This window comes from Vibrio sp. QJM3NY_15, from assembly GCF_057785995.1.
Genome location: NZ_CM173517.1, coordinates 758,614 through 781,148 on the forward strand (window position 1 = coordinate 758,614; position 22,535 = coordinate 781,148).

21 protein-coding genes are annotated in these 22,535 nt (G+C 43.7%); 14 read left to right on the forward strand and 7 right to left on the reverse strand.

What is annotated here, in order from left to right; translation table 11 throughout:
* Positions 1–180 precede the first annotated feature (180 nt).
* Positions 181–1,527 (forward strand): DUF4397 domain-containing protein, encoded by a 1,347-nt coding sequence (locus AC3CKG_RS03265; protein ID WP_488528811.1) that lies wholly within the window; start codon positions 181–183, stop codon positions 1,525–1,527.
* Positions 1,528–1,602: 75 nt separating this feature from the next.
* On the opposite strand, the gene AC3CKG_RS03270 is transcribed toward AC3CKG_RS03265, so the two are convergent.
* From AC3CKG_RS03270 to AC3CKG_RS03285, 4 genes are all read right to left on the reverse strand, one after another.
* On the reverse strand, positions 1,603–2,961 hold the full coding sequence (locus AC3CKG_RS03270) for an AmpG family muropeptide MFS transporter (protein WP_017110211.1): 1,359 nt from the start codon (positions 2,959–2,961) through the stop codon (positions 1,603–1,605).
* A gap of 54 nt (positions 2,962–3,015) precedes the next feature.
* Positions 3,016–3,564, reverse strand: a complete 549-nt coding sequence (locus AC3CKG_RS03275) for a peptidylprolyl isomerase (protein WP_017110210.1) — start codon at positions 3,562–3,564, stop codon at positions 3,016–3,018.
* The gene (locus AC3CKG_RS03280) at positions 3,564–4,133 is read right to left on the reverse strand and encodes a YajG family lipoprotein (protein WP_017110209.1); all 570 of its coding nucleotides are present in this window, start codon (positions 4,131–4,133) and stop codon (positions 3,564–3,566) included. Before AC3CKG_RS03280 ends, AC3CKG_RS03275 begins: the two co-directional genes overlap by 1 nt.
* A gap of 67 nt (positions 4,134–4,200) precedes the next feature.
* Complete coding sequence (locus AC3CKG_RS03285; protein WP_017104450.1) at positions 4,201–5,352, reverse strand: methyltransferase; 1,152 nt, start codon at positions 5,350–5,352, stop codon at positions 4,201–4,203.
* Positions 5,353–5,526: 174 nt separating this feature from the next.
* On the opposite strand from AC3CKG_RS03285, the gene bolA reads away from it, so the two are divergent.
* The 9 genes from bolA to nqrM all read left to right on the forward strand — a co-directional run bounded on the left by bolA (position 5,527) and on the right by nqrM (position 13,645).
* The gene (gene bolA / locus AC3CKG_RS03290) at positions 5,527–5,835 is read left to right on the forward strand and encodes a transcriptional regulator BolA (protein WP_017064186.1); all 309 of its coding nucleotides are present in this window, start codon (positions 5,527–5,529) and stop codon (positions 5,833–5,835) included.
* A 521-nt stretch (positions 5,836–6,356) separates the two neighbouring features.
* Positions 6,357–7,697, forward strand: a complete 1,341-nt coding sequence (locus AC3CKG_RS03295) for a Na(+)-translocating NADH-quinone reductase subunit A (RefSeq protein ID WP_017110205.1) — start codon at positions 6,357–6,359, stop codon at positions 7,695–7,697.
* 5 nt (positions 7,698–7,702) lie between these two features.
* Positions 7,703–8,947, forward strand: coding sequence for an NADH:ubiquinone reductase (Na(+)-transporting) subunit B (locus AC3CKG_RS03300; RefSeq protein WP_017110204.1), 1,245 nt, complete (start codon positions 7,703–7,705; stop codon positions 8,945–8,947).
* Complete coding sequence (locus AC3CKG_RS03305; protein ID WP_004735209.1) at positions 8,937–9,704, forward strand: Na(+)-translocating NADH-quinone reductase subunit C; 768 nt, start codon at positions 8,937–8,939, stop codon at positions 9,702–9,704. The genes AC3CKG_RS03300 and AC3CKG_RS03305 overlap by 11 nt, the downstream gene beginning before the upstream one ends.
* Entirely contained in the window at positions 9,704–10,336 is a 633-nt protein-coding gene (locus AC3CKG_RS03310; RefSeq protein ID WP_008223083.1) for an NADH:ubiquinone reductase (Na(+)-transporting) subunit D, read from the forward strand. The genes AC3CKG_RS03305 and AC3CKG_RS03310 overlap by 1 nt, the downstream gene beginning before the upstream one ends.
* Positions 10,337–10,343: 7 nt before the next feature.
* A complete protein-coding gene (gene nqrE, locus AC3CKG_RS03315) occupies positions 10,344–10,940 on the forward strand; it encodes an NADH:ubiquinone reductase (Na(+)-transporting) subunit E (protein WP_004735211.1) in 597 nt (198 codons plus the stop codon).
* 29 nt (positions 10,941–10,969) lie between these two features.
* Positions 10,970–12,196, forward strand: coding sequence for an NADH:ubiquinone reductase (Na(+)-transporting) subunit F (gene nqrF / locus AC3CKG_RS03320; protein ID WP_009848376.1), 1,227 nt, complete (start codon positions 10,970–10,972; stop codon positions 12,194–12,196).
* Between the two features lie 173 nt (positions 12,197–12,369).
* On the forward strand, positions 12,370–13,374 hold the full coding sequence (locus tag AC3CKG_RS03325) for an FAD:protein FMN transferase (RefSeq protein ID WP_017104445.1): 1,005 nt from the start codon (positions 12,370–12,372) through the stop codon (positions 13,372–13,374).
* 16 nt (positions 13,375–13,390) lie between these two features.
* Positions 13,391–13,645 carry a (Na+)-NQR maturation NqrM gene (nqrM, locus tag AC3CKG_RS03330; protein WP_017104444.1) on the forward strand — a complete coding sequence of 85 codons (255 nt, stop codon included), beginning with the start codon at positions 13,391–13,393 and terminating at the stop codon, positions 13,643–13,645.
* A 191-nt stretch (positions 13,646–13,836) separates the two neighbouring features.
* Here the strand turns inward: nqrM and AC3CKG_RS03335 are convergent, their stop codons facing one another.
* Positions 13,837–15,066 carry a GGDEF domain-containing response regulator gene (locus AC3CKG_RS03335; RefSeq protein WP_102267167.1) on the reverse strand — a complete coding sequence of 410 codons (1,230 nt, stop codon included), beginning with the start codon at positions 15,064–15,066 and terminating at the stop codon, positions 13,837–13,839.
* Positions 15,067–15,228: 162 nt separating this feature from the next.
* On the opposite strand from AC3CKG_RS03335, the gene dinB reads away from it, so the two are divergent.
* On the forward strand, positions 15,229–16,305 hold the full coding sequence (dinB, locus tag AC3CKG_RS03340; RefSeq protein ID WP_488528812.1) for a DNA polymerase IV: 1,077 nt from the start codon (positions 15,229–15,231) through the stop codon (positions 16,303–16,305).
* A gap of 66 nt (positions 16,306–16,371) precedes the next feature.
* Here dinB and AC3CKG_RS03345 read toward each other — a convergent pair whose 3' ends face one another.
* Complete coding sequence (locus tag AC3CKG_RS03345; protein ID WP_488528813.1) at positions 16,372–18,306, reverse strand: RecQ family ATP-dependent DNA helicase; 1,935 nt, start codon at positions 18,304–18,306, stop codon at positions 16,372–16,374.
* Positions 18,307–18,451: 145 nt separating this feature from the next.
* Here AC3CKG_RS03345 and AC3CKG_RS03350 point away from each other — a divergent pair, with 145 nt between their 5' ends.
* The 3 genes from AC3CKG_RS03350 (at position 18,452) to AC3CKG_RS03360 (ending at position 21,406) form a co-directional block, all read left to right on the forward strand.
* Complete coding sequence (locus tag AC3CKG_RS03350; protein WP_192854238.1) at positions 18,452–18,925, forward strand: GreA/GreB family elongation factor; 474 nt, start codon at positions 18,452–18,454, stop codon at positions 18,923–18,925.
* A gap of 87 nt (positions 18,926–19,012) precedes the next feature.
* Positions 19,013–19,771, forward strand: a complete 759-nt coding sequence (locus AC3CKG_RS03355) for a YggN family protein (RefSeq protein WP_017104439.1) — start codon at positions 19,013–19,015, stop codon at positions 19,769–19,771.
* Between the two features lie 273 nt (positions 19,772–20,044).
* Positions 20,045–21,406, forward strand: a complete 1,362-nt coding sequence (locus tag AC3CKG_RS03360; RefSeq protein ID WP_488528814.1) for a sodium-dependent transporter — start codon at positions 20,045–20,047, stop codon at positions 21,404–21,406.
* A gap of 159 nt (positions 21,407–21,565) precedes the next feature.
* Here AC3CKG_RS03360 and lipA read toward each other — a convergent pair whose 3' ends face one another.
* On the reverse strand, positions 21,566–22,531 hold the full coding sequence (gene lipA / locus AC3CKG_RS03365) for a lipoyl synthase (protein WP_488528815.1): 966 nt from the start codon (positions 22,529–22,531) through the stop codon (positions 21,566–21,568).
* Positions 22,532–22,535: the final 4 nt, after the last annotated feature.

Genomic DNA, 22,535 nt, shown 5'->3' on the forward strand with positions numbered 1-22,535 from the left:
ATCAATTGATGAACAACTCATGTGATGAGTAATCTGGAATTCGAGCCTCATTACTTTTCAAACTACAGATATATTTGAGACAGTTCACTGCACTAAATACCGAGAGAGTGTTTAAAGATTTTTACTGAGCTTATCTTTTTGTGTGACGAACTGGTCTTATTTTTTTTGGAGAGAAGACCGATGAAATATTCACCATTATTAGCGGTAGCAATTACAGCGCTGTTCATTGTTGGGTGTGATGACGACGATGAACCAACGACACAACTGCAAGCCGTGCACGCATCACCCGATGCGCCCTTAGCTAATGTTATTGTAAATAGTCAGGCTCGTTGGACTGGCGTTGATTATGCTCAGGCGTCTGGATACGCTTCTGTTAACCAGGGGCAGACATCAGTACAAGTCGACGTGCAACTTCCTGGTGACGCTGTTGCTACGGTGATCCCTCAAAGCCAATTCGATTTGAGCGGTGATCTAGATTACACCGTCATGGTGGTTGGTGATGCCGATGGTTCTAATAACCCTGTAGAGGCTTTAGTGGTTACACGCCCTGCTGAGGGAACGGCAACAAGTTCAAGCCTAGATGTGCAAGTAGTCCATGCGGCAACAGGTGTCGGCGATGTAAACTTGTATGTCACAGGTCCAAGTGATCCATTGGGTGCACCGTTGGGAACGTTGGCTTATAAAGATTTTACCGATGTGCTCAATATTCCAGCTGGTCAATATCGTGTGAGACTTGAAACAGTAAGCGGTAGTGCTATTGCGTTTGATTCAGGAGAGATCACTCTCCCTGCTGGTAGCGAGCTGACCATTGCAGCCGTACCAAGAGCAGATTCTAATGGTGCTTCACCTGTTAAATTGATGGTAATGGATGGTTCGGGTTCATCTTTAATCTACGATATGGCAGAAACTGCTGAAGTAAGAGTAGGGCATTTAGTTGATGGTGCTCCTGATGTAGACCCATTTGTAAATGGTTCGGCTTTTGCGCCTTTAGCTGATTTGATGTTCAAGGAGATCCGAGGGTTTATCGATTTGGCTGTCGGAAGCTATGACATTGATATATTTGCAGATGGTACAACAACTAATGCATTGATTGATGCCGACGGGGTGGCTGTATTTGCCGGAATGGATTACAGCATTTATGCAGTGGGGACTGTCTCTCCATTGAACTTGGAAGCACTTGTCATTCCTGAAAACCGTCGTTCGGTTGCGACCAGCGCAGTGTTGAACATCACCCATGCGGCGGCAAACCCAGTTGCAGCTTCGGTTGATATTTACTTAACTGAGAACGTAGGAATCTCTGGAAGCACTCCTGCGCTGAGTGATGTGAAATTTAAAGATTACGCGAATGGCATTTATGTAGCTGCGGGCTCTTATTTTGTGACGATCACAGTCGCAGGTGACCCATCTACTGTTGCGATTGATTCTGCGCCTGCAACTTTGGCTAACGGTGTTGTGTATCAAGTGGTGGCGATTGATGATTCGATGGGAACTGGCTTTAACTTAATAGTGAGTGATACGACAGACTAGCTCCTGAACATCTGAATACAGAAAATAAAAGAGGGTAGCTCATTGCTACCCTCTTTCTTTCGTTTGCTTTTTCTCTTATTCGTGGTTCTGTTTAGCTTTTTCTAACAAATCAGTGAAAAAGTGGCGTAACGAATAGAGCATGATCAAACTCGGTATCACCATTAATGATGTCAGTATAAAGAAGGTTGACCAGTCATTGAGGAAGTCGACCAATTCACCGCTGAAAGATGCCAACGTCGTTCGACCAAAATTACCTAAGGATGCTAATAGAGCATATTGCGTTGCAGAGAAAGCTTGCCCTGTTAGTAGCGTTAAGAAAGAGACAAATGCCACTGTCGAAAAGGCGGTTGTGAAGTTATCGACAATAATGGTTGCCAAAAATAAGTGCTCATTTGGTCCTACTTGCGCAATCCATGCAAACATGAGGTTGCTGGCCGCCATTGCCACACCGCCGATCATCAGCCCGCGTACAATACCAAATTTCACATTGAAGACACTGCCTAACAAGGTGAAGAATATTGTTGCACCCCAACCAATTAACTTGGAGTAGTGGCCGATTTGTTCATTGCTAAAGCCGATCTCTTTATAGAAGGGAATCGACATTCTGCCTAAGAAGGCTTCACCTATCTTAAACAGAAAGACGAACAACAGCAGGGTAATTGCAACTTGAACACCGTTTCTCTTAAAGAAATCGTAGAAAGGCTCTAGCACTGTAACGCTTAGCCAGGCCACAACTTTAGAACCCACAACCTTATTATGGCGCTGCTGTGCTTCTTTTTGTAGCGCTTCTCGTTGTGTTGTTGGTTCCCCAACAAATAAAGTGAATAGCATTAGAATAATGACAACACCAGCCATGCCGTAATACACGCCATTCCAACCTATCGTATCAGCGTTGATAAAGGCGAGGTAACCCGGAAGAGAATAGCCTGTCCACCATCCCATCACGGCCATTGCGGATGCTTGTGGTAACTTTGATGATTCTGATTTTGGAAATGAATCAATACGGAAGGCATCGATAGCGACATCTTGGGTTGAAGAGGCGATCGCAATCCCGAGAGCAAGCATAGAGGTGAACATCAAGTCATTGGCTGGGTTTACACCAGCGATGAAGAGTGTGCAGACCAATACAAAGCTTTGGCACAGGAATATCCAACTGCGTCGTTGACCTAATATTGCATGTAGGATTGGCAGTTTGACTCGGTCTACCAATGGTGCCCAAAGAAAATTAATGGCATAGACAGCGAATACACTACCGAAATAACCAATCGCAGCACGAGTTAAACCAGCATCTTTTAGCCAGCCCGACATGTTAGAGCCGATAAGAACCCAAGGAAAGCCACTCGAACAACCCAGCATAAACACCCAAAGTAGACGTTTATCTAGGTAGCTACGGAAGGTCTGCATCCAAGAAAGAGAGGGAGTGCCAGATGACATGGGGCGTCCTTGTATAGAAAAACGCCCTTAAGAGGTTAAGGGCGCTGTATGAGATTACTTAAGAAGTGTTACTTTGTTGATGATGATTGGGTCAGCTGGGATATCTGACATACGACCCATTCGCTTAGTCGGAATGGTTGCCATCTTTTGTACGACATCGAAACCTTCAGTCACCGTGCCGAAAACAGCGTAGCCAGGGTTGCCACCTTTTGCATTCAAGAAATCGTTATCAGAAAAGTTGATAAAGAACTGACGAGTTGCTGAGTCTGGCGCGTTAGTGCGAGCCATTGCAATCGTTGCTGCATCATTCTTTAGACCGTTACTGCCTTCATTTTTGATAGGGGCATAAGTCGCTTGTTGATTCATGTCTTGATCGAAGCCGCCGCCTTGCGCCATAAAGCCAGGAATAACACGGTGGAAGATAGTGCCTTCATAGCTACCGTCGGCAACATATTTAAGGAAGTTATCAACACTAATCGGTGCTTGCTCTTGGTTTAGCTCGATAGTGAAGTCGCCTAATGTCGTCTCTACGTTCACTTTAGGGCCAGCCCAAACGCTCACGCTAACCAGCATTAATGCAATAGAAGTCAAAATACGGCTCATTAGAAACGTTCCTTCATGTAGTTTTGCAGTTCAGCGTCGTTAGCAATCTCAGTAAGAACCAAATTGATCACATCGTTAAGAACCATTGAGATATCGTCGTTTGAAGCGCTTAATGCACCAGTACGAGTTGCCGTACCGTTGAATGTTTTAACGAGCTTACCTTCAGGTGTTTCAGCCGTTACTTCAAGTGTTACTTTACCGTCCATTTTGTTTTCCATAATGGTGTGTTCTACGGTAACAAGCGCTTCTTGAATCTCTAAAACAATTGAGTTTTCACTGTTTACGCTTGCACGGAAACCTTGAGAGTCCAGTTGTTTTGCTAATGCGTCCTCTAGAGAAATACGCATGTTTTGTTTAGCGTGAATCGGCTGGATATTTGAACGGCCACTATCAACCAAAGCAACATACTGAGCGGCACGAACATCTTTGCTCGTTAGTGTGTATGTTTTGTTTTGAACGATATTGCTTGAGCTTAGTGAAGCTTCTGGCATTACGTTGATCTGTTCTTGCTGAGGGGCTGAACAGGCAGTCAGAGCCATGATAGAAGCAGCCAAAATCAGTTTTTTCATTCCTTTATCCTTTCTAAATTCACACCAGAAGCTCGGTATTTTAAATTCTTATGAAGCAGTCTACTGCCTATTTATTAAAATTTGCAGGCTCTCTTGTTGCCTGTAATATCTCAAATTTTTGGTTCAATTCAAGCGTTTCGACATTTGCTTCACCAAATAATCTTGCTAGTTTGACATCGTATCCGAGGTGTCGGTTACCAATAACAATTAATTTGCCCCCGTTACTAAGAACATGCTTTGCATCACAGAACATTTGCCACGCAATGTGATCCGTGATCGCTTGCTGTTGGTGGAACGGAGGATTACACATAACTAAGTAGGTGCTGTTTTTCTTAAAGCCATCTAAACAGTTGTTTGCGATGAACTGGAAGTTCCCTTCTTCGCCAAGGTTGTCTTTTACATTCTGGCGTGCAGACTCCACTGCCATGAAGCTTTCGTCTACACAGGTAATACGAGCTTGTGGGTTTAACTGACCAGCTTTCACACTCAGTACACCATTACCACAACCCAAATCAATTATGTGACGCAATTCTGGATCTTGTGGAATGTGTTCCAACATATAACGAGCGCCTTGATCGAGTGACTCGCCTGAGTAAACATTTGGTAAATTTTTCAAGCGAATATCTTCACCGTCCACATCCCATTCAACATAAGGTTCTACTGTTTGAATCGGCTGGCAGTTTGGAGAAGAGAACACAAGGCGATGCTTTTTCTTAGCTAGAGAGGTTTTGGTTTCGCCCAGATACTTTTCAAACAGGTTCAGTGTTGAAGTGTGGATCTCTTTTACTTTATTCACACCAATTACTTGGCAGCCTTCAGGCAATGCTTGGCGTAATTGACTCAATTGCCATATTAGGTGGCGGTTGGTTTTTGGCAATTGCATGATCACAAGGTCGATACCGTGTGGGATATCATCCATCGTGTTTAAAAAGTTCACACGGTTGCTCTGATTGCGCTGTAAGTTTTTTAGCGTTCCGCGATGAGAAATGAAAGAGTCACTCATCATGGTCACATCATGGTCTTTCGAGAACCAAGCGGATAGGGCGCCAAAACTGTCGTTCATTATCAGGATGTGTTTACCAGGTTCAAGATTCATCTCTTCAACATGGCTAATCAGGTATTCGTCGCCGGCATCCCAAGCTTGAAGGGTTTCATTTGAACGGTTGGGGAAACGATTTAGGGTTAAAGTTCTATCGTGAAGGGTAAGTTCAGTTTTCATTGCTTGAGATACTTATGTAAGAAATAACAAAGATATTGTCTCAAATGCAGACTGAACAAGATATAAAAAACTCGACTAAACCCCTTGAGTCAGCGATGAAATACTCAGACAGTCGCTTAGTTAGGGTTTATACTGGAGCGACAGATAATGCCAATACGCTATTAAGGAATCACAATGATCCAAGAAGTTATCGAAACAAAATTGCACAATGAGTTTTCACCAAGTCATTTAAACGTGGTGAATGAGAGCTATATGCACAATGTTCCGGCTGGTTCTGAGAGTCATTTTAAAGTGATTGTTGTCAGCGATGTGTTTGAAGGTTTGCGTCTTATTGCTCGTCACCGAGCGGTAAATAAAGCACTTTCAGAAGAACTGGCGAATAATATTCACGCGCTATCCATTCATACCTATACAAAAGATGAATGGATGAAGCAGTTAGATAACGTGCCAGACAGCCCTATGTGTATGGGCGGTGGAAAGTAATAGATTCAATACATATAAAGAGAGGTGGTTATGCCGCCTCTTTTGTCATCAAAACTATGTGTTTTTAGGTTTTATATCACTCAGATTGATGTCAAATTGAGCTATCAAAAATACCTACAATGAGTAATGTTTTTATTAACAGTGTTTCAACATAACTCGTAAAATAATAGTTTGTGACAGAGTATTAATCTCTTGTTTAAAACACGATTCAAAAGCCATTTTATCTGTGCGGCTCGTCAAATTTATACATATTTGAGAGTCCATATGCTTCAAATCTCACCAAATAAAGGCCGTATTCAAGTTATTGGTCATGGCATCAAGTTGTCAAAAAATGCTAGAATACGGCACCTGATAAATCTCACATAATTAGTGTGATGAATTTATTAAGATAATGTTGCGATTTTGGTATCTCAAATCTACCGAAACCGGACACTGTAATGTCGTGTCTAAGGGCGGAATAAAACGTCCTGAATTTACGCAATTAAAAGAATCTTTTTCCCGATAAAGTAGTGCAAGTGCGTATGATTACAATAAAGAAGGGTTTGGATCTTCCTATCGCAGGAACTCCATCCCAGGTGATTAATGATGGTAAGTCCATCACTAAAGTCGCCTTGCTTGGCGAAGAGTACGTTGGTATGCGTCCTACGATGCATGCTCGCGTTGGTGATGAAGTGAAGAAAGGCCAAGTTCTTTTTGCAGATAAAAAGAACCCAGGTGTTGTATTTACTTCTCCAGCAAGCGGTAAAGTTATTGAAGTGAACCGTGGTGCTAAGCGTGTTCTTCAATCAGTAGTGATTGAAGTAGCAGGCAATGAGCAAATCACGTTCAATAGCTATGAAGCTAACCAACTAGTAGGCCTTGACCGTGAAACGGTTAAAGCTCAGTTAGTTGAGTCTGGCGCATGGACCGCTTTGCGAACTCGTCCGTTCAGCAAGGTTCCAGCCATTGATTCTGAAACTCAGGCTATTTTCGTAACTGCTATGGATACTAATCCGCTAGCAGCTGAGCCAGAATTAATCATTAACGAGCAGTCTGATGCTTTCGTTGCTGGTTTAGATCTTCTTTCAATTCTGACTAACGGTAAAGTGTACGTTTGTAAAAAAGGTACTAGCTTACCTCGTTCAGCTCAGTCTAACGTTGAAGAACATGTTTTTGATGGCCCACACCCTGCAGGTCTTGCAGGCACGCATATGCATTACCTATACCCGGTAAATGCACAAAATGTAGCGTGGAGCATTAACTACCAAGACGTGATCGCATTCGGTAAGCTTTTCCTTACTGGTGAGATTTACTCTGAGCGTGTTGTTTCTCTGGCTGGTCCAGTGGTGAACAACCCTCGTCTAGTTCGTACTCAAATTGGTGCTAGCCTTGAAGAGTTGACGGACAGCGAGTTGATGCCAGGTGAAGTTCGCCTGATCTCAGGTTCAGTGCTATCTGGTGTTCACGCTTCAGGTCCACATGCTTACCTTGGCCGTTACCATCAACAAGTTTCGGTTCTTCGTGAAGGTCGTGATAAAGAGCTATTCGGCTGGGCTATGCCTGGTAAGAACAAGTTCTCTGTTACTCGTTCATTCCTTGGTCACGTGTTTAAAGGTCAGTTGTTCAACATGACAACGACGACAAACGGTAGTGATCGCTCTATGGTTCCAATTGGTAACTACGAGAAAGTAATGCCATTAGATATGGAGCCTACTTTGCTGCTTCGCGATCTATGCGCTGGCGACGTTGATAGTGCACAAGCACTTGGTGCGCTAGAGCTAGATGAAGAAGATTTAGCACTGTGTACCTTTGTATGTCCTGGTAAGTACGAGTACGGTCAGTTACTTCGTGAATGCCTAGATACAATTGTGAAGGAAGGGTAATTTTCATGGGCCTTAAAAAGTTTATTGAAGACATCGAGCATCATTTTGAACCAGGTGGTAAACACGAAACGTGGTTTGCGCTTTACGAAGCAGCAGCAACACTTTTCTACACACCAGGTACTGTTACAAAGAAAAGCTCGCATGTCCGTGATAGCGTTGATTTAAAACGCATCATGATCATGGTTTGGCTTGCGGTATTCCCAGCAATGTTCTGGGGTATGTACAACGCAGGTGGTCAGGCTATCGCAGCACTAAACCACATGTATTCAGGTGCAGAACTAGTTTCTATCATTGATGGTAACTGGCACTACTGGCTAACCGAAATGCTTGGAGCCTCCTTAGGGGCCGATGCAGGTTGGGGTAGTAAGATGCTCTTGGGTGCGACTTACTTCTTACCTATCTACGCAACGGTATTTATCGTTGGTGGTTTCTGGGAAGTACTGTTCTGTATGGTGCGTAAGCACGAAGTAAACGAAGGTTTCTTTGTTACTTCTATCTTATTTGCGCTTATCGTTCCGCCAACGCTTCCTCTATGGCAAGCAGCACTAGGTATTACCTTTGGTGTTGTTGTAGCTAAAGAGATCTTCGGTGGTACGGGTCGTAACTTCTTGAACCCTGCGCTTGCTGGTCGTGCGTTCCTATTCTTTGCATACCCTGCACAGATTTCAGGTGACGTAGTTTGGACCGCTGCAGATGGCTTCTCTGGTGCAACTGCTCTTAGCCAATGGGCTCAAGGCGGCGGTAGTGCACTAATGAACGTAACATCGGGTGAAGCAATCACTTGGATGGACGCATTCATTGGTAACATTCCAGGTTCTATCGGTGAAGTTTCAACGCTTGCACTTATGATTGGTGCAGCAATGATTGTTTACATGGGCATTGCTTCATGGCGCATCATTGCGGGTGTAATGATCGGTATGATTGCTGTGTCTACGCTGTTCAACGTGATCGGTTCTGATACTAACGCAATGTTCAGTATGCCTTGGCACTGGCACCTAGTTCTAGGTGGCTTCGCATTCGGTATGTTCTTCATGGCGACAGACCCAGTATCAGCTTCATTTACCAATAAAGGTAAGTGGTGGTACGGCATCCTAATCGGCGCAATGTGTGTAATGATTCGTGTAGTTAACCCTGCATACCCAGAAGGCATGATGCTTGCGATTCTATTCGCAAACCTATTTGCTCCTCTGTTTGACCACGTTGTAATCGAGAAGAACATTAAGCGGAGACTAGCGCGCTATGGCAAGTAATAACGATAGCATTAAAAAGACGCTGTTTGTTGTTATCGCATTGAGCCTAGTGTGCTCAATCATCGTTTCAACAGCTGCAGTTGTTCTTAAACCTAAGCAACAAGCTAACGCAGTTCTGGATCAGCAAACTAAGATCCTTGAAGTTGCGGGCATTGAACTTGCGGGTAATATTCCAGCACTGTACGCAGAGAACATTGAACCTCGTCTAGTTGATTTCGCTACTGGCGATTTCGTTGACGGCGATGCTGCTGCATACGACCAACGTAAAGCGGCAAAAGATCCAGCTCAGTCAATCAAGCTTTCAGCTGAAGATGACATCGCTAAGATCATTCGTCGTGCTAACACGGGTACTGTATACCTAGTGAAAGATGGCGCTGAGACTTCTAAAGTTATCATCCCTGTTCACGGTAACGGCCTTTGGTCAATGATGTACGCATTCGTTGCGGTAGAAACTGATGGCAACACAGTTTCTGGTATCACTTACTACGAGCAAGGTGAAACTCCTGGACTTGGTGGTGAAGTTGAGAACCCAACTTGGCGCGCTCAATTCGTTGGTAAGAAATTATTCGACGAAAACCACAAACCTGCTATCCAGGTTGTTAAAGGTGGCGCTCCTCAAGGTTCTGAGCACGGTGTAGATGGCCTTTCTGGTGCAACACTGACTAGCGTTGGTGTTCAACATACATTTGACTTCTGGTTAGGTGATATGGGCTTTGGTCCGTTCCTAGCAAAAGTTCGTGACGGAGGTCTGAACTAATGTCTAGTGCAAAAGAAATTAAAAAGAGCATCTTAGCGCCTGTGTTGGATAACAACCCAATCGCGCTACAGGTTCTTGGTGTGTGTTCTGCTCTTGCGGTAACCACTAAGCTAGAAACAGCATTTGTTATGACTATCGCAGTAATGTTCGTTACTGCTCTGTCTAACTTCTTCGTTTCTTTGATCCGTAACCACATTCCTAACAGTGTGCGTATCATCGTTCAGATGGCAATTATCGCATCATTAGTAATCGTGGTAGACCAAGTGCTTAAAGCATACCTATACGATATCTCTAAGCAGCTATCTGTATTCGTTGGCCTAATCATTACTAACTGTATTGTAATGGGTCGTGCTGAAGCATTCGCAATGAAGTCTGCGCCAATCCCATCTCTAATCGATGGTCTTGGTAACGGTCTTGGTTACGGTTTCGTTCTTATCACTGTTGGTTTCTTCCGTGAGCTTTTAGGCTCTGGCAAACTATTTGGTATGGAAGTACTACCTCTAGTGAGCAACGGTGGTTGGTATCAGCCAAACGGCTTGATGCTTCTAGCACCTTCTGCATTCTTCCTAATTGGTTTCTTGATTTGGGCAATTCGTGTGTTCAAACCAGAACAAGTAGAAGCGAAGGGGTAAGGTAGTCATGGAACATTATATTAGTCTGCTAGTTAAATCGATTTTCATCGAAAACATGGCGCTTTCTTTCTTCCTAGGTATGTGTACATTCCTAGCGGTTTCTAAGAAAGTTAAAACTTCTTTTGGTCTTGGTGTTGCGGTAGTTGTAGTACTTACAATCGCTGTTCCTGTAAACAACCTTGTTTACACACACATCCTAAAAGAAAATGCACTTGTTGCCGGTGTCGATTTAAGTTTCCTTAACTTCATCGCATTCATCGGTGTTATCGCTGCACTTGTACAAATCCTAGAGATGGTTCTAGACCGTTTCTTCCCACCTTTGTACAACGCACTAGGTATCTTCCTTCCACTGATCACAGTTAACTGTGCAATCTTTGGTGGTGTATCTTTCATGGTAACGCGTGACTACAACTTTGCTGAATCTGTTGTTTACGGCTTCGGTTCTGGTGTGGGTTGGATGTTAGCTATCGTTGCTCTTGCGGGTATCCGTGAGAAGATGAAGTACTCTGACGTACCTCCAGGTCTTCGTGGCCTTGGTATCACGTTCATTACTGTTGGTCTGATGGCGTTAGGCTTTATGTCTTTCTCTGGTGTTCAACTGTAGGGTAAGCACCCAGTAATAAGGAATAACAAATGCAAAGCATTATTCTTGGCGTAGCGATGTTTACCATTATTGTATTGGCTCTAGTACTAGTGATTCTTTTCGCTAAATCTAAGCTAGTACCATCAGGTGACATCACTATTGCTGTAAACGGCGACCCTGAAAAGGCGATCGTTACTCAACCTGGTAGCAAGCTACTTGGTGCCCTAGCTGGCGCTGGTATCTTCGTATCTTCTGCTTGTGGCGGCGGTGGCTCTTGTGGTCAGTGTCGTGTAAAAGTTAAGTCTGGTGGTGGCGACATCCTTCCGACTGAACTTGATCACATCACAAAAGGTGAAGCTCGCGAAGGCGAACGTCTTGCATGTCAAGTTGCTATGAAAACTGACATGGAGATTGAACTAGACGAAGATATCTTTGGTGTTAAAAAGTGGGAATGTACTGTTATCTCTAACGATAACGAAGCTACTTTCATCAAAGAACTTGCTCTAGCTATCCCTGAAGGTGAAGAAGTTCCGTTCCGCGCGGGTGGTTACATTCAGATTGAAGCTGAACCACATCACGTGAAATACGCAGATTACGATATTCCTGAGGAATACCGTGGTGACTGGGATAAGTTCAACTTGTTCCGTTACGAGTCTATCGTTAAAGAGCATTCGATCCGTGCTTACTCTATGGCTTCATACCCAGAAGAGAAAGGCATAATCAAGCTTAACGTGCGTATCGCAACTCCGCCGCCAAACAATCCTGACGTAGCTCCTGGTGTGATGTCTTCATACATCTGGTCTCTTAAAGAAGGCGACAAATGTACTATTTCTGGTCCATTTGGTGAGTTCTTTGCTAAAGACACAGACAATGAAATGGTATTCATCGGTGGTGGTGCAGGTATGGCGCCAATGCGTTCACATATCTTCGACCAACTTAAGCGTCTTAACTCTACTCGTAAGATGTCTTACTGGTACGGTGCACGTTCTAAGCGTGAAATGTTCTACATTGAAGATTTCGACGGCCTAGCGGCTGCAAACGAAAACTTCGTGTGGCATTGTGCTCTGTCTGATCCTCAACCTGAGGACAACTGGGACGGTTACACTGGTTTCATCCACAACGTATTGTACGAAAACTACCTGAAGGATCACGAAGCTCCTGAAGACTGTGAGTACTACATGTGTGGTCCACCAATGATGAACGCGGCTGTTATCGGCATGCTGAAAGATCTTGGTGTAGAAGATGAAAACATCCTACTAGATGACTTCGGTGGTTAATCCATTTAAGTGATTGATATTATGGCTGACTCCTACGAGTCAGCCATTTGTTTTTCTAAAGCTCGTTTTGACAACATACTGGCTTATATAAGAAAGAGTAAGGTATTTTTAAGACCTATATTTACTCTTATTTTTCCTTATATAAATCCTCAACATTAGACAGGAGTAAGCAAGTGAGAATTTGGCTTGTTGCATTAACTTCTTTGATTTTTCTTGCTGGCTGTGAAAAGCCGATTGAGCAAGTGCATTTAAGTGGCCCAACGATGGGTACTAGCTACAATATTAAATACATCAATGGTGATGAGTTCCCTGAGTCTAAAGAGATTCACACCGAGATTGATCGCTTACTTGAAGAAGTAAACGATCAGATGTCGACTTACCGTGAAGACTCAGAATTAAGCCGTTTTAATCAACACAAAGGTGCAGACGCATTTGAAGTTTCTGAGCAAACTGCGATTGTAGTGAAAGAAGCGATTCGTTTGAACGGTCTTACTGAAGGTGCGTTGGATGTTACCGTTGGTCCTTTAGTTAACTTATGGGGTTTTGGCCCAGAAGCACGCCCAGAAGTTGTTCCAACAGACGAAGAGCTGGCTGCTCGTAAAGCGAAGGTGGGTATCCATCACCTAAGCATTGAAGGCAACAAACTGACTAAGGATCTGCCGAACCTGTATGTCGATCTTTCGACAATTGCAAAAGGTTGGGGTGTTGACGTTGTAGCTGACTACCTTGATTCAATTGGCATTCACAACTACATGGTTGAAATTGGTGGTGAAATTCGCTTGAAAGGTCTAAACCGTGACAATGTGGGTTGGCGCATAGCGATTGAGAAACCAAGTGTAGAAGAGCGTACTATTCAAGAGATCATCGAACCAGGTGATATGGCGATTGCAACCTCTGGTGACTATCGCAACTATTTCGAGCGTGATGGTGTTCGTTACTCACACATCATCAACCCAGAAACAGGTAAACCTCTTCATCACAAAGTGGTTTCAGTGACTGTTTTAAACCCGTCTTCAATGACTGCAGACGGCTTATCTACTGGCCTTATGGTCTTAGGTGAAGTAAGAGGAATGGAAATCGCTAACCAGCATAACATCCCAGCGTTTATGGTGGTTAAAACAGCAGATGGCTTTAAAGAAATTGCTTCAGAAGCATTTAAGCCATACTTAGGTAAATAAGGTAAGCGAGAGAATTATGAATACATTTCTGATTACATTTGGTGTTTTTCTTGCCGTGATCACAGCAATGTCGATTGGCTATATTGTCCAAAAGAAAGTTGTGAAAGGTAGCTGTGGTGGTTTAGGTGCTGTTGGTATCGACAAAGTCTGTAATTGCCCAGAACCTTGTGATGCGCGTAAAAAGCGCGAAGCACGTGAAGCTTACCGCGTTGAGAAACTGGCTGAGCGTCAAGAAAAAGAAGCGGCTTGGAGCAAGGATCGTATCGCTTAATCGGTGATAACGGTTGATGCTAGTTTTCCTAAATTAGTCTTTAACTAATCGGTCATCTAGCTCTCTAAACGCAAAGAGCTCAAGGCATTGTCTTGAGCTCTTTTTGTTTCTATAGACTTAAACGCTTAAAGTGAATAGCCTATAAGCCTGCTTATAAAGGGTTTGGCTGTTATATCTATATAGTTAACTACCTATGAACTCTTATTGCGAGTGCATACTAGCTGGTTTCTACCTTGTTCCTTGGCCGTGTAAAGCAGTTCGTCGGCTGCTTTGATTTGTTCATCTAACTTGCCGTCTAAATCAGTGACACCAATGCTGATGCTGACTTTAATACTTTGTGATTCATGAATCACTTCATGCTCTTCTATTGCCACTCTCATCGATTCTAGGTTATCAACGAAGCTTTCAAACGACCCACACGACTGAATACAAAACTCTTCACCACCGAAACGAACGGCTACATCATCGTTGAAGTGATCCTTAATGATGCCGCCCACCGCAACCAGTACAGCATCGCCACCATCATGGCCGAAGGTATCATTCACTTTCTTAAAGAAGTCGATATCCATCATCGCGATATTTCGTTCTTCACAGCCTTTACATGGTTGATTGAACAAATAGCGACGGTTCCATAACCCCGTGAGAGCATCTTCATTGGCATGACGAAACAGTTCATTGGTCGCTTCCTTCATATCGAGAAGCTGGTGAATACGGCAGAAAAATTCTTCTTGGTTAAATGGCTTATAGAGGAAGTCGTTAGCGCCCGCTTTAAGGAAGCGCGCGGTCATAGTACGATCGTCGCTACCTGATAGACCAAGAATAGCGAGTTGGTTACGGTCGTGGTTTACTCGAATGTCACGGGTCATCGAAATACCATCTTTTTTCGGCATGTCATGATCGGTAACGACAAACGTGATATCAGGATCCTTGCTGAGAAGCTCTAGTGCTTGTTCGCCATCTTTCGCTTGAATCGTTTGAATATATTGATGTTCGAGGAGTTGGACGACATATCGACGAACTACAGCTGAATCATCAACAACCAAGGCTTTATGGTGTCGGTTATTCGAGATTCGATTAACCAGAGGAAGTAAGTAACTGACCGATGACATACTGTCTTTAAGGATGTAATCAAGCACACCTTTGGCGAGAACCTGTTCTCGAAGTGTGTTGTTGAACATACCGGTTAGTACAATGATTTTTTGTTGGTAGCCGAGTACCAAATCAATGATTTCACCATCTTGACCATCGGGTAGGCAGTAATCTAATACAGCACACAAGAAATCCGTCTCTTGCTCTAAGATCGCTTTCGCTTCCTCAATTGATTCTGCGAGTGCGACTTCATAGCCACTGTTTTTTAATTGCTGGTATAGATAGTTTCGGAATGCTCGACTGTCCTCCACCACTAGTATTTTTTCACTCAAAAGCTATCCCTACTTATCGACTAAATACTCCTTACAATACTATCAGAAGAGTGGACTGCTGTTGAAGTGAAACCTCTTGAGCTGGACACGAGATCATTTTAAATCGAGGAATAATTGATTATACTGTTCATAGATACAGTTGTAAGGTTGAGTTATTCCTAAATGTGCAGTGCAGGCCAAGATAAAATCAGAAAAATAATCCATGTCGATATGGATTGTTTTTACGCAGCTGTAGAAATGCGCGATAACCCGGCTTACCGAAATCGACCACTTGCGGTTGGTGGGCATGAAAAACAACGGGGTGTCTTGAGTACCTGTAATTATGAAGCTCGCAAGTTTGGTATCCGTTCTGCGATGCCAACGGGGAAAGCGCTACAGCTTTGTCCTAACTTATTAGTAGTTCCAGGAAGAATGCAGGTTTATGTTGAGATATCCAAAAAGATCCGCGAAATTTTTTCTCGATACACAACATTGATTGAACCTCTTTCTCTGGATGAAGCGTTTCTCGACGTGACTGAATCAACATTGTGTCACGGTTCTGCGACATTGATTGCCGAGTCAATTCGCCGTGATATTTGGAACGAGTTAAACCTTACGGCTTCAGCGGGTGTCGCTCCGATAAAATTCTTGGCTAAAGTGGCTTCGGATATGAATAAGCCCAATGGGCAATTTGTTATCCCTCCACAAGATGTACAAGCTGTTATTGATGATTTACCACTGGAGAAAATCCCAGGCGTTGGCAAGGTCAGCATTGAAAAGCTCCATCTAGCGGGATTCTTTACATGCAAGGACATCAAAGGGGCAGACTATCGAGACTTGCTTCTGAAGTTTGGTCGACAAGGTGCATCGTTGTGGAAGCGAAGCCATGGTATCGATGAAAGAGAAGTCATCATAGAACGCGAGCGTAAATCCGTAGGCGTTGAGCGCACGTTTACTCAAAATATTTCGACTTATGCTGAGTGCTGGCAGGTGATTGAAGATAAGCTCTTTCCTGAGCTTGAAACTCGCTTAGAAAAAGCCAGCCCAAGTAAAGCGATCATCAAGCAGGGCATTAAGCTCAAGTTTGCCGATTTCCAGCAAACGACCATAGAACACATACATGCTTCATTGGATCGAGAACACTTCAAAGAACTATTGAGTGAGATCTTAAAAAGACAACAAGGGCGAGAGATACGTCTGCTCGGTTTGAGTGTGATGTTACAACCCAAAGAACAAGTGAAGCAGCTGAGTTTCTTTTAATTTTCATCAGCTAGGTTTATTCAAACCTAGCTGACTTATTAGCACGAGCAGCGTCTTTTAATCTTCTTATCTTGGTAATCGTTTTACCAATGCTAGGGTTTCACTGAACGGTTGTTGCTCTAACTTTCCGTACCCCGACATTTTACTGGCTTTTAATTTGGTAGAAAGCGGTGTCGCGATTCCGCATAAAAAGCGAGTAATGGCTTCATCGGTAATCAGTTGTTGGCTGTTGGCGATGAATTCTTGAATCCAAGCGAGGACGATCTCTTCATCTATAGTTTCAGCTTTCACGCTTGGTAGTTTGGCAATTTCACCTCGGCATACTGAGCAGTGACCACAGTTTTTGGGTGCTTTATCATCGGCGAAGTAACTCGCAAGGCGTGAACTTAAGCAGGTATCAGCTTCAAAGAAACTCAGCATTTGGTTAAGACGGTTTATCTCACTGTTCTCTTTTGCTTTAAACAACTCAGTTAAACGTTCTGACAATTGCATCATATCTTCAGATGTATTGTTGATCGCGTAAACATCGGTGATCTGCTTACTTTCCAACTCAATCCAGCCTTGTTCATTGAAGTAATCGATAGCCGCAATCACACGCTGACGATCGGCTTGGAAGTGAGTCCAAAGCGCATCAAAATCGACTTGGCACCAAACTCTGGCTTGAGGAGAACATTGGAAAATCGCTTCTACAAAATGGCGACGTTCACTTTGAAATTGCTCGGTGATCTGCTGCTTAGGGCGAATGAATTTAAATTTGTAGTCAGCGAAGTAGCTGTACTTAGGCTCAATCACACCTTCAATTTCTAGATAAACCAACAGTGTTTTTAGCGGAAGTTGACGAATGTTAGATTCACGCGATAGTTGGTTGAGCATGATCTCCCATTGGTTTGTACCAGAAGCCCCAATGTTTTGGTTTTCGTAGATCTCTTTCAAGACAGCTTGGATCGAGATGTTGTCTGGCGTATCACCAAATACGAAGTTCTCTAGCGTACTGAGTCCATATTTGTTGGCGAGAAGAATACATGCTGAAGGCTGACCATCTCGGCCTGCTCTGCCGATTTCTTGCGAGTAGTTTTCTATCGATTTGGGTAAGTCGAAGTGAATCACACGGCGAATGTTTGATTTGTCGACGCCCATCCCGAAAGCAATAGTCGCTACAATACAATGCACGTCATCATTCATGAATTGATGTTGAATGGCATCTCTATTTTCTGGTTTAAGCCCCGCATGGTAAGCGACTGCGTTGATTCCAGCATTGCGTAGTTGTTGAGCCACCATCTCTGCTGTTTGCTGAAGGGTCACATAAACGATGGTTGGAGCTTGAGGCGCTTGATTGGCGACAGAGCACAGCGTCTCTAGCTTACTAGCTTGTTCACAAGGCTGAATCGACAGATCGAGATTTTGACGATAGAAACCCGTAACAACAACGCGTTCCTCATTGATATCAAACTTAGACTTCATGTCTTGGATAACTGAGGTGGTTGCAGTTGCTGTGAGTAGTAATACCTGCGGGATATTCAGTTGCTTCTGGTATTGAGGCAACTTGAGATAATCGGGTCTAAAGTTGTGTCCCCACTCAGAAATACAGTGCGCTTCATCGACCACAAGTAACGAGATAGGCACTTGGGAGATAAACTGACGAAAGCGTTCGTTCTTCAAACGTTCGACGGAGATCATCAGGATCTTGGTATCTCCGTTACGCACAGACTGCATCACCTGCTGAGTGGTCTGTCTGTCTTGACTAGATTCTATTGCAGCGGCGCTGATCCCTTTACTGTGTAAGAAGCTCAACTGGTCTTTCATTAAGGCTAACAGTGGAGAAATAACCAAGGTTAAATGAGGAAGTTCTAACGCGGGTAACTGGTAGCACAGCGATTTACCTGAGCCCGTCGGGAAGATAGCCGCGGTAGAGTGACCGGATAGAACATTATCAATGACTTGCTTTTGCCCATTACGCAGTGAATCGAATCCGAATACTTGTTTTAGCTTCTGCTCAATCATTTGTGTTCTACCTGAGTTGTTAAGTGTCGTATTGATGCTAAAGCGTTCGCCTGTCTATGATCGCGTCGCTTGATGAATCAAATGTCTTGCACCTGATTGTACCTAATTCTATTCTGTAGCTCCTATAGAAAAGCACTCCAAAAGTATGAATAAGTCTGAGCTTCGACAAATAATTTTAGAGCAACTCGAATCACGGTTAAGCATCGCACAATCTGCGACTCAGCGAGCTATTGATGCTGCCACCGATGAAGAGACCGTGCCAGAGCACAAGTACGATACCTTGGCGTTAGAAGCCTCGTACCTTGCCCATGGACAAGCGATGCGGGTTCAAGAGTGTGAAGATGACATCCAGTGTTACCGAAACCTCGTATTACGAGACAGTGAAAGAATTACCGTCAGCAGCTATGTTGTGGTCATTGACGAACATGATGAACATAAGCACTTTTTCCTAGGGCCAAGAGTCGGGGGGCTTTCTGTTACATGGAACGACAATGAGATTGCCATTGTGACGGCGAATGCACCATTTGGTCAGGCTCTAATGGGCAAAGAAGTCGGTGATGAAATTGAGTTTAGGGTCGCTGATAAACAGTTTTGCTATGAAGTAGTATCGATTGACTGAATGACAGGCTTATAAATATAAACGTTTTTCTGACAAAGAAGCATAAACTAGCGGTATAGTCGTTGGGCAGATTGATGAGAGGGTGTTATGAAAAAAAGCGTATTAATTGCATCATTAACAGTGGCTACCGCTGTTGTGAGCCTGCCAACTTTTGCAGCTCAGTGTCGAGTTGATTTGAAAAATGAACTACGAATTGACGAGCAGAAAGTCGAAATCCATCAAGTAAATGGTGATACAGCTATTCTTGATGGCAACAACGATCTTTATATTCATGGTGAAAAGGTCGCACTTGATGCCGACCAACAAGCGGCAATTGAAAAATACCGCGACAGCATGAATGAGTATTTACCACGCGCAAAACAAATGGCGAATGACAGCTTAGCCTTGGCGAATGATGTTATTGATGACATCGCTGCCAGCCTAGATTCTCCAGAGTCGTTTGATAATGTAAAAGAATCAATGAAAACGTACTTTGCTGAATTAGAGGCTCGTTATTATAAAGATGGCGAGTTAGTCCTACCGGCTAATAGTTTCGATTCGATGGCGAATGGTTGGTCTGAAGATTTCGAAAAGGCTAAGGAGATCTTTAACCAAGAGTTTATCTCAAGTGCCTTTAATGCGATGTCAGAAAAAATGAAGCAAGACGGCGGACTAAATCTGACCGAAATGGCTGATAGCATGGCTGAATTAAAGCTTAAAGTTGAAGAGCGAATGAAAGAACACTCTCAACAAGTACAAGAGGAAGCGAATGAGTTCTGTGATTCTCTAGATGAGATGGCAGAGCAAGAGCAAGAGCTGCATAAAATTATTCCGAACCTAAAAGACTACCAAGTATTTACTATCTAGCCTGAGTTTCAGATTCGTTAGAAGAGCACCTATTGGTGCTCTTTTTTATGGGTTAAATAAGCTAACAATTAACTTAGGAATACCTCTCAGTAGTCGGATCAATCGTTGTCTTGATTTTATGTGGTCAGTTAGTCTGGGTAATTGTTAATAACTTGGTCTTAAATACTAAATAGATTGTAAAAATAAGCTAATTGTTCATTTATTAGTTGTGCCTATCATTGCTTTTGATTACTGTACTTCTCAACTAGTTCACTGATTTTTGATGCGGGCAATATGGACCAACAATCTTCCTCTTCAAGAGAGCACTTTAGCTCTCGTTTGGGTTTTATTTTAGCAGCGGCGGGTGCAGCTGTTGGCTTAGGTAATATTTGGGGTTTCCCAACTCAAGTTGCCAGTAACGGCGGTGGCGCTTTTCTGCTTGTTTACCTAATCATGATTTTCGTGGTTGCTTTCCCGATGATGGTGGTTGAGATGGCGATTGGCCGTCATGGTCAAGCGAACCCTGTCGATAGTATGCGCTCGTTGACGACAAATCCGTTAGGTAAGAAAGTCGGTGAATTTGTCGGTTGGATTGGCTTAAGTGTCCCAAGTGCCGTGTTAGCATTTTATAGTATTGTCGGCGGTTGGTTGATTTGCTTCCTAATTGGTGCAGTCGCTGATCTTGTCGGTCTAGAAGCTGTTGCTGATTGGTTTAAAGGCTTCAGTGTTGAGCGCAATGTATTTGGTACGGTCGCATTCTATGTGCTGACTATCTTGATTGTTCAGGGTGGTGTTAAGCAAGGTATCGAGAAGTGGTCGACTCGCTTAATGCCGGCATTGTTCATTTTGTTTGGCTTACTGTTTGTTTACATCATGACGCAAGCTGGTGCGATGGAAGGGCTGAAACATTACTTGGTGCCAGACTTTGAGAAAGTGTTGGATAGAAAACTGATTCTAGCGGCAATGGGACAAGGCTTCTTCTCGCTAACCATTGGTGGCTGCTCTATGTTGGTTTATGGTTCTTACTTAAGCAAGAAAGAGAACCTACCAAAAATGGCGATGAACGTAACCTTGGTTGATACCGCTGTCGCTTTTATTGCTGGCTTAGTGGTTATGCCTGCAATGTTTGTCGCGATGCAAAAGGGCGTACAAATCTATGCTGAAGACGGCTCACTATTGAGCTCTGACACGCTGGTATTTACGGTTCTGCCTTTGATGTTTGATAGCTTAGGCGTACTTGGTCAGATCTTCGCAATTGTCTTCTTCTTGTTGCTAACGATTGCTGCTCTTACTTCTTCAATTTCGATGCTGGAAGGACCTGTAGCACTAGTGAGTGAGCGTTTCAATACAAGACGAACGCCAACAAGCTGGGTGATTGGTGGTGCCATCGCATTGTTCAGTGTGGTGATTGTTTACAACTTTTCCGCGATGTTTGGTATGGTTGCGATGATAGCGACTCAGTATCTTCAACCGGTCGCAGCTCTGATGTTCTGTGTGTTTGGTGGTTGGGTATGGAGTCGAGCTTCAAAAGTGAAAGAGCTTGAACATGGCTGCCCTGACTTTCAGCTTGGTTGGTTTGGTAAAGTGTGGCCAATGTATGTGAAGTTCGTGTGTCCAGTCTTGGTGGCAACAGTTATCTGGGCTTCATTTGGTTAGTAGACCATTTAGCATCTAGATGATTAGACCTGCAGTTCAAGGCCACTCTTAATGAGTGGCTTTGTTGTTTTCGTATCGAACAAGCTTGTTTTGCTCGATAGAAAAAAGGCGCTGAACATACAGTTCAGCGCCTTTTTAATTTTGGCTTAAGCAATGTGGTTACTTAATTTCCATACCTTGAGCTTGCAAGTCGGCATGGTAAGAAGAACGTACAAATGGGCCACAAGCTGCGTGAGTGAAGCCTAGTTCAAGAGCAATCTCTTTCAGTTCATCAAACTCAGAAGGCGGTACGTAGCGTTCTACTGGTAAGTGGTGACGGCTTGGTGCCAGGTATTGGCCTAGTGTCAGCATCGTTACGCCATGTTCGCGAAGATCTTTCAATACTTGAACGATCTCTTCTTTCGTTTCACCAAGACCCATCATTACACCAGATTTCGTTGGGATGTCTGGGTGTTGCTCTTTGAATTTTCTCAACAGATCAAGAGACCACTTGTAGTTCGCGCCTGGACGAGCTTTACGGTATAGACGTGGCGCTGTCTCTAGGTTGTGGTTGAAAACATCTGGCGGGTTGTCTTTTATCAGATCAAGCGCAACGTCCATACGACCACGGAAGTCTGGAACCAGTGTTTCAATGCGAATGTTTGGATTCTGTTCGCGAATTTCACGGTTACAGTCAGCAAAGTGCTGAGCACCACCATCACGCAGGTCATCACGGTCAACTGAAGTGATTACAACGTACTTCAGTTTCATGTCTTTAATCGTCTTAGCCAGTTTCTTCGGCTCTTCTGCTTCAGGAGCAACAGGACGACCATGGGCAACATCACAGAACGGGCAGCGACGAGTACAGATAGCGCCAAGAATCATAAACGTTGCCGTGCCGTGGTTAAAACACTCGGCTAGGTTAGGGCAAGACGCTTCTTCACAAACTGAGTGCAGGTTGTTCTTGCGCATTGCTGATTTGATTTCTTGAATACGATGGCTGTCTGAAGGAAGTTTAATCTTCATCCATGCAGGCTTACGTAGAACTTCTTTCTGTTCAGCAGGCATATTCTTTACGGGAATTAATGCCATTTTGTCAGCGTCACGATATTTAACGCCTTTTTCCATTTGGATTGGTTTGCTCATGATT

What these genes read in the sequence shown, in the direction of transcription:
- AC3CKG_RS03305 (WP_004735209.1), top strand. Translation starts at nt 8,937, where the DNA reads ATGGCAAGTAATAACGATAGCATTAAAAAGACGCTGTTTGTTGTTATC.
- AC3CKG_RS03345 (WP_488528813.1), bottom strand. Translation starts at nt 18,306, where the DNA reads ATGATTGAGCAGAAGCTAAAACAAGTATTCGGATTCGATTCACTGCGT.
- AC3CKG_RS03285 (WP_017104450.1), bottom strand. Translation starts at nt 5,352, where the DNA reads ATGAAAACTGAACTTACCCTTCACGATAGAACTTTAACCCTAAATCGT.
- AC3CKG_RS03360 (WP_488528814.1), top strand. Translation starts at nt 20,045, where the DNA reads ATGGACCAACAATCTTCCTCTTCAAGAGAGCACTTTAGCTCTCGTTTG.
- lipA (WP_488528815.1), bottom strand. Translation starts at nt 22,531, where the DNA reads ATGAGCAAACCAATCCAAATGGAAAAAGGCGTTAAATATCGTGACGCT.
- AC3CKG_RS03310 (WP_008223083.1), top strand. Translation starts at nt 9,704, where the DNA reads ATGTCTAGTGCAAAAGAAATTAAAAAGAGCATCTTAGCGCCTGTGTTG.
- AC3CKG_RS03280 (WP_017110209.1), bottom strand. Translation starts at nt 4,133, where the DNA reads ATGAAAAAACTGATTTTGGCTGCTTCTATCATGGCTCTGACTGCCTGT.
- AC3CKG_RS03295 (WP_017110205.1), top strand. Translation starts at nt 6,357, where the DNA reads ATGATTACAATAAAGAAGGGTTTGGATCTTCCTATCGCAGGAACTCCA.
- AC3CKG_RS03270 (WP_017110211.1), bottom strand. Translation starts at nt 2,961, where the DNA reads ATGTCATCTGGCACTCCCTCTCTTTCTTGGATGCAGACCTTCCGTAGC.
- nqrE (WP_004735211.1), top strand. Translation starts at nt 10,344, where the DNA reads ATGGAACATTATATTAGTCTGCTAGTTAAATCGATTTTCATCGAAAAC.
- AC3CKG_RS03265 (WP_488528811.1), top strand. Translation starts at nt 181, where the DNA reads ATGAAATATTCACCATTATTAGCGGTAGCAATTACAGCGCTGTTCATT.
- AC3CKG_RS03300 (WP_017110204.1), top strand. Translation starts at nt 7,703, where the DNA reads ATGGGCCTTAAAAAGTTTATTGAAGACATCGAGCATCATTTTGAACCA.
- AC3CKG_RS03350 (WP_192854238.1), top strand. Translation starts at nt 18,452, where the DNA reads ATGAATAAGTCTGAGCTTCGACAAATAATTTTAGAGCAACTCGAATCA.
- nqrF (WP_009848376.1), top strand. Translation starts at nt 10,970, where the DNA reads ATGCAAAGCATTATTCTTGGCGTAGCGATGTTTACCATTATTGTATTG.
- AC3CKG_RS03355 (WP_017104439.1), top strand. Translation starts at nt 19,013, where the DNA reads ATGAAAAAAAGCGTATTAATTGCATCATTAACAGTGGCTACCGCTGTT.
- bolA (WP_017064186.1), top strand. Translation starts at nt 5,527, where the DNA reads ATGATCCAAGAAGTTATCGAAACAAAATTGCACAATGAGTTTTCACCA.
- nqrM (WP_017104444.1), top strand. Translation starts at nt 13,391, where the DNA reads ATGAATACATTTCTGATTACATTTGGTGTTTTTCTTGCCGTGATCACA.
- AC3CKG_RS03275 (WP_017110210.1), bottom strand. Translation starts at nt 3,564, where the DNA reads ATGAGCCGTATTTTGACTTCTATTGCATTAATGCTGGTTAGCGTGAGC.
- dinB (WP_488528812.1), top strand. Translation starts at nt 15,229, where the DNA reads ATGTGCAGTGCAGGCCAAGATAAAATCAGAAAAATAATCCATGTCGAT.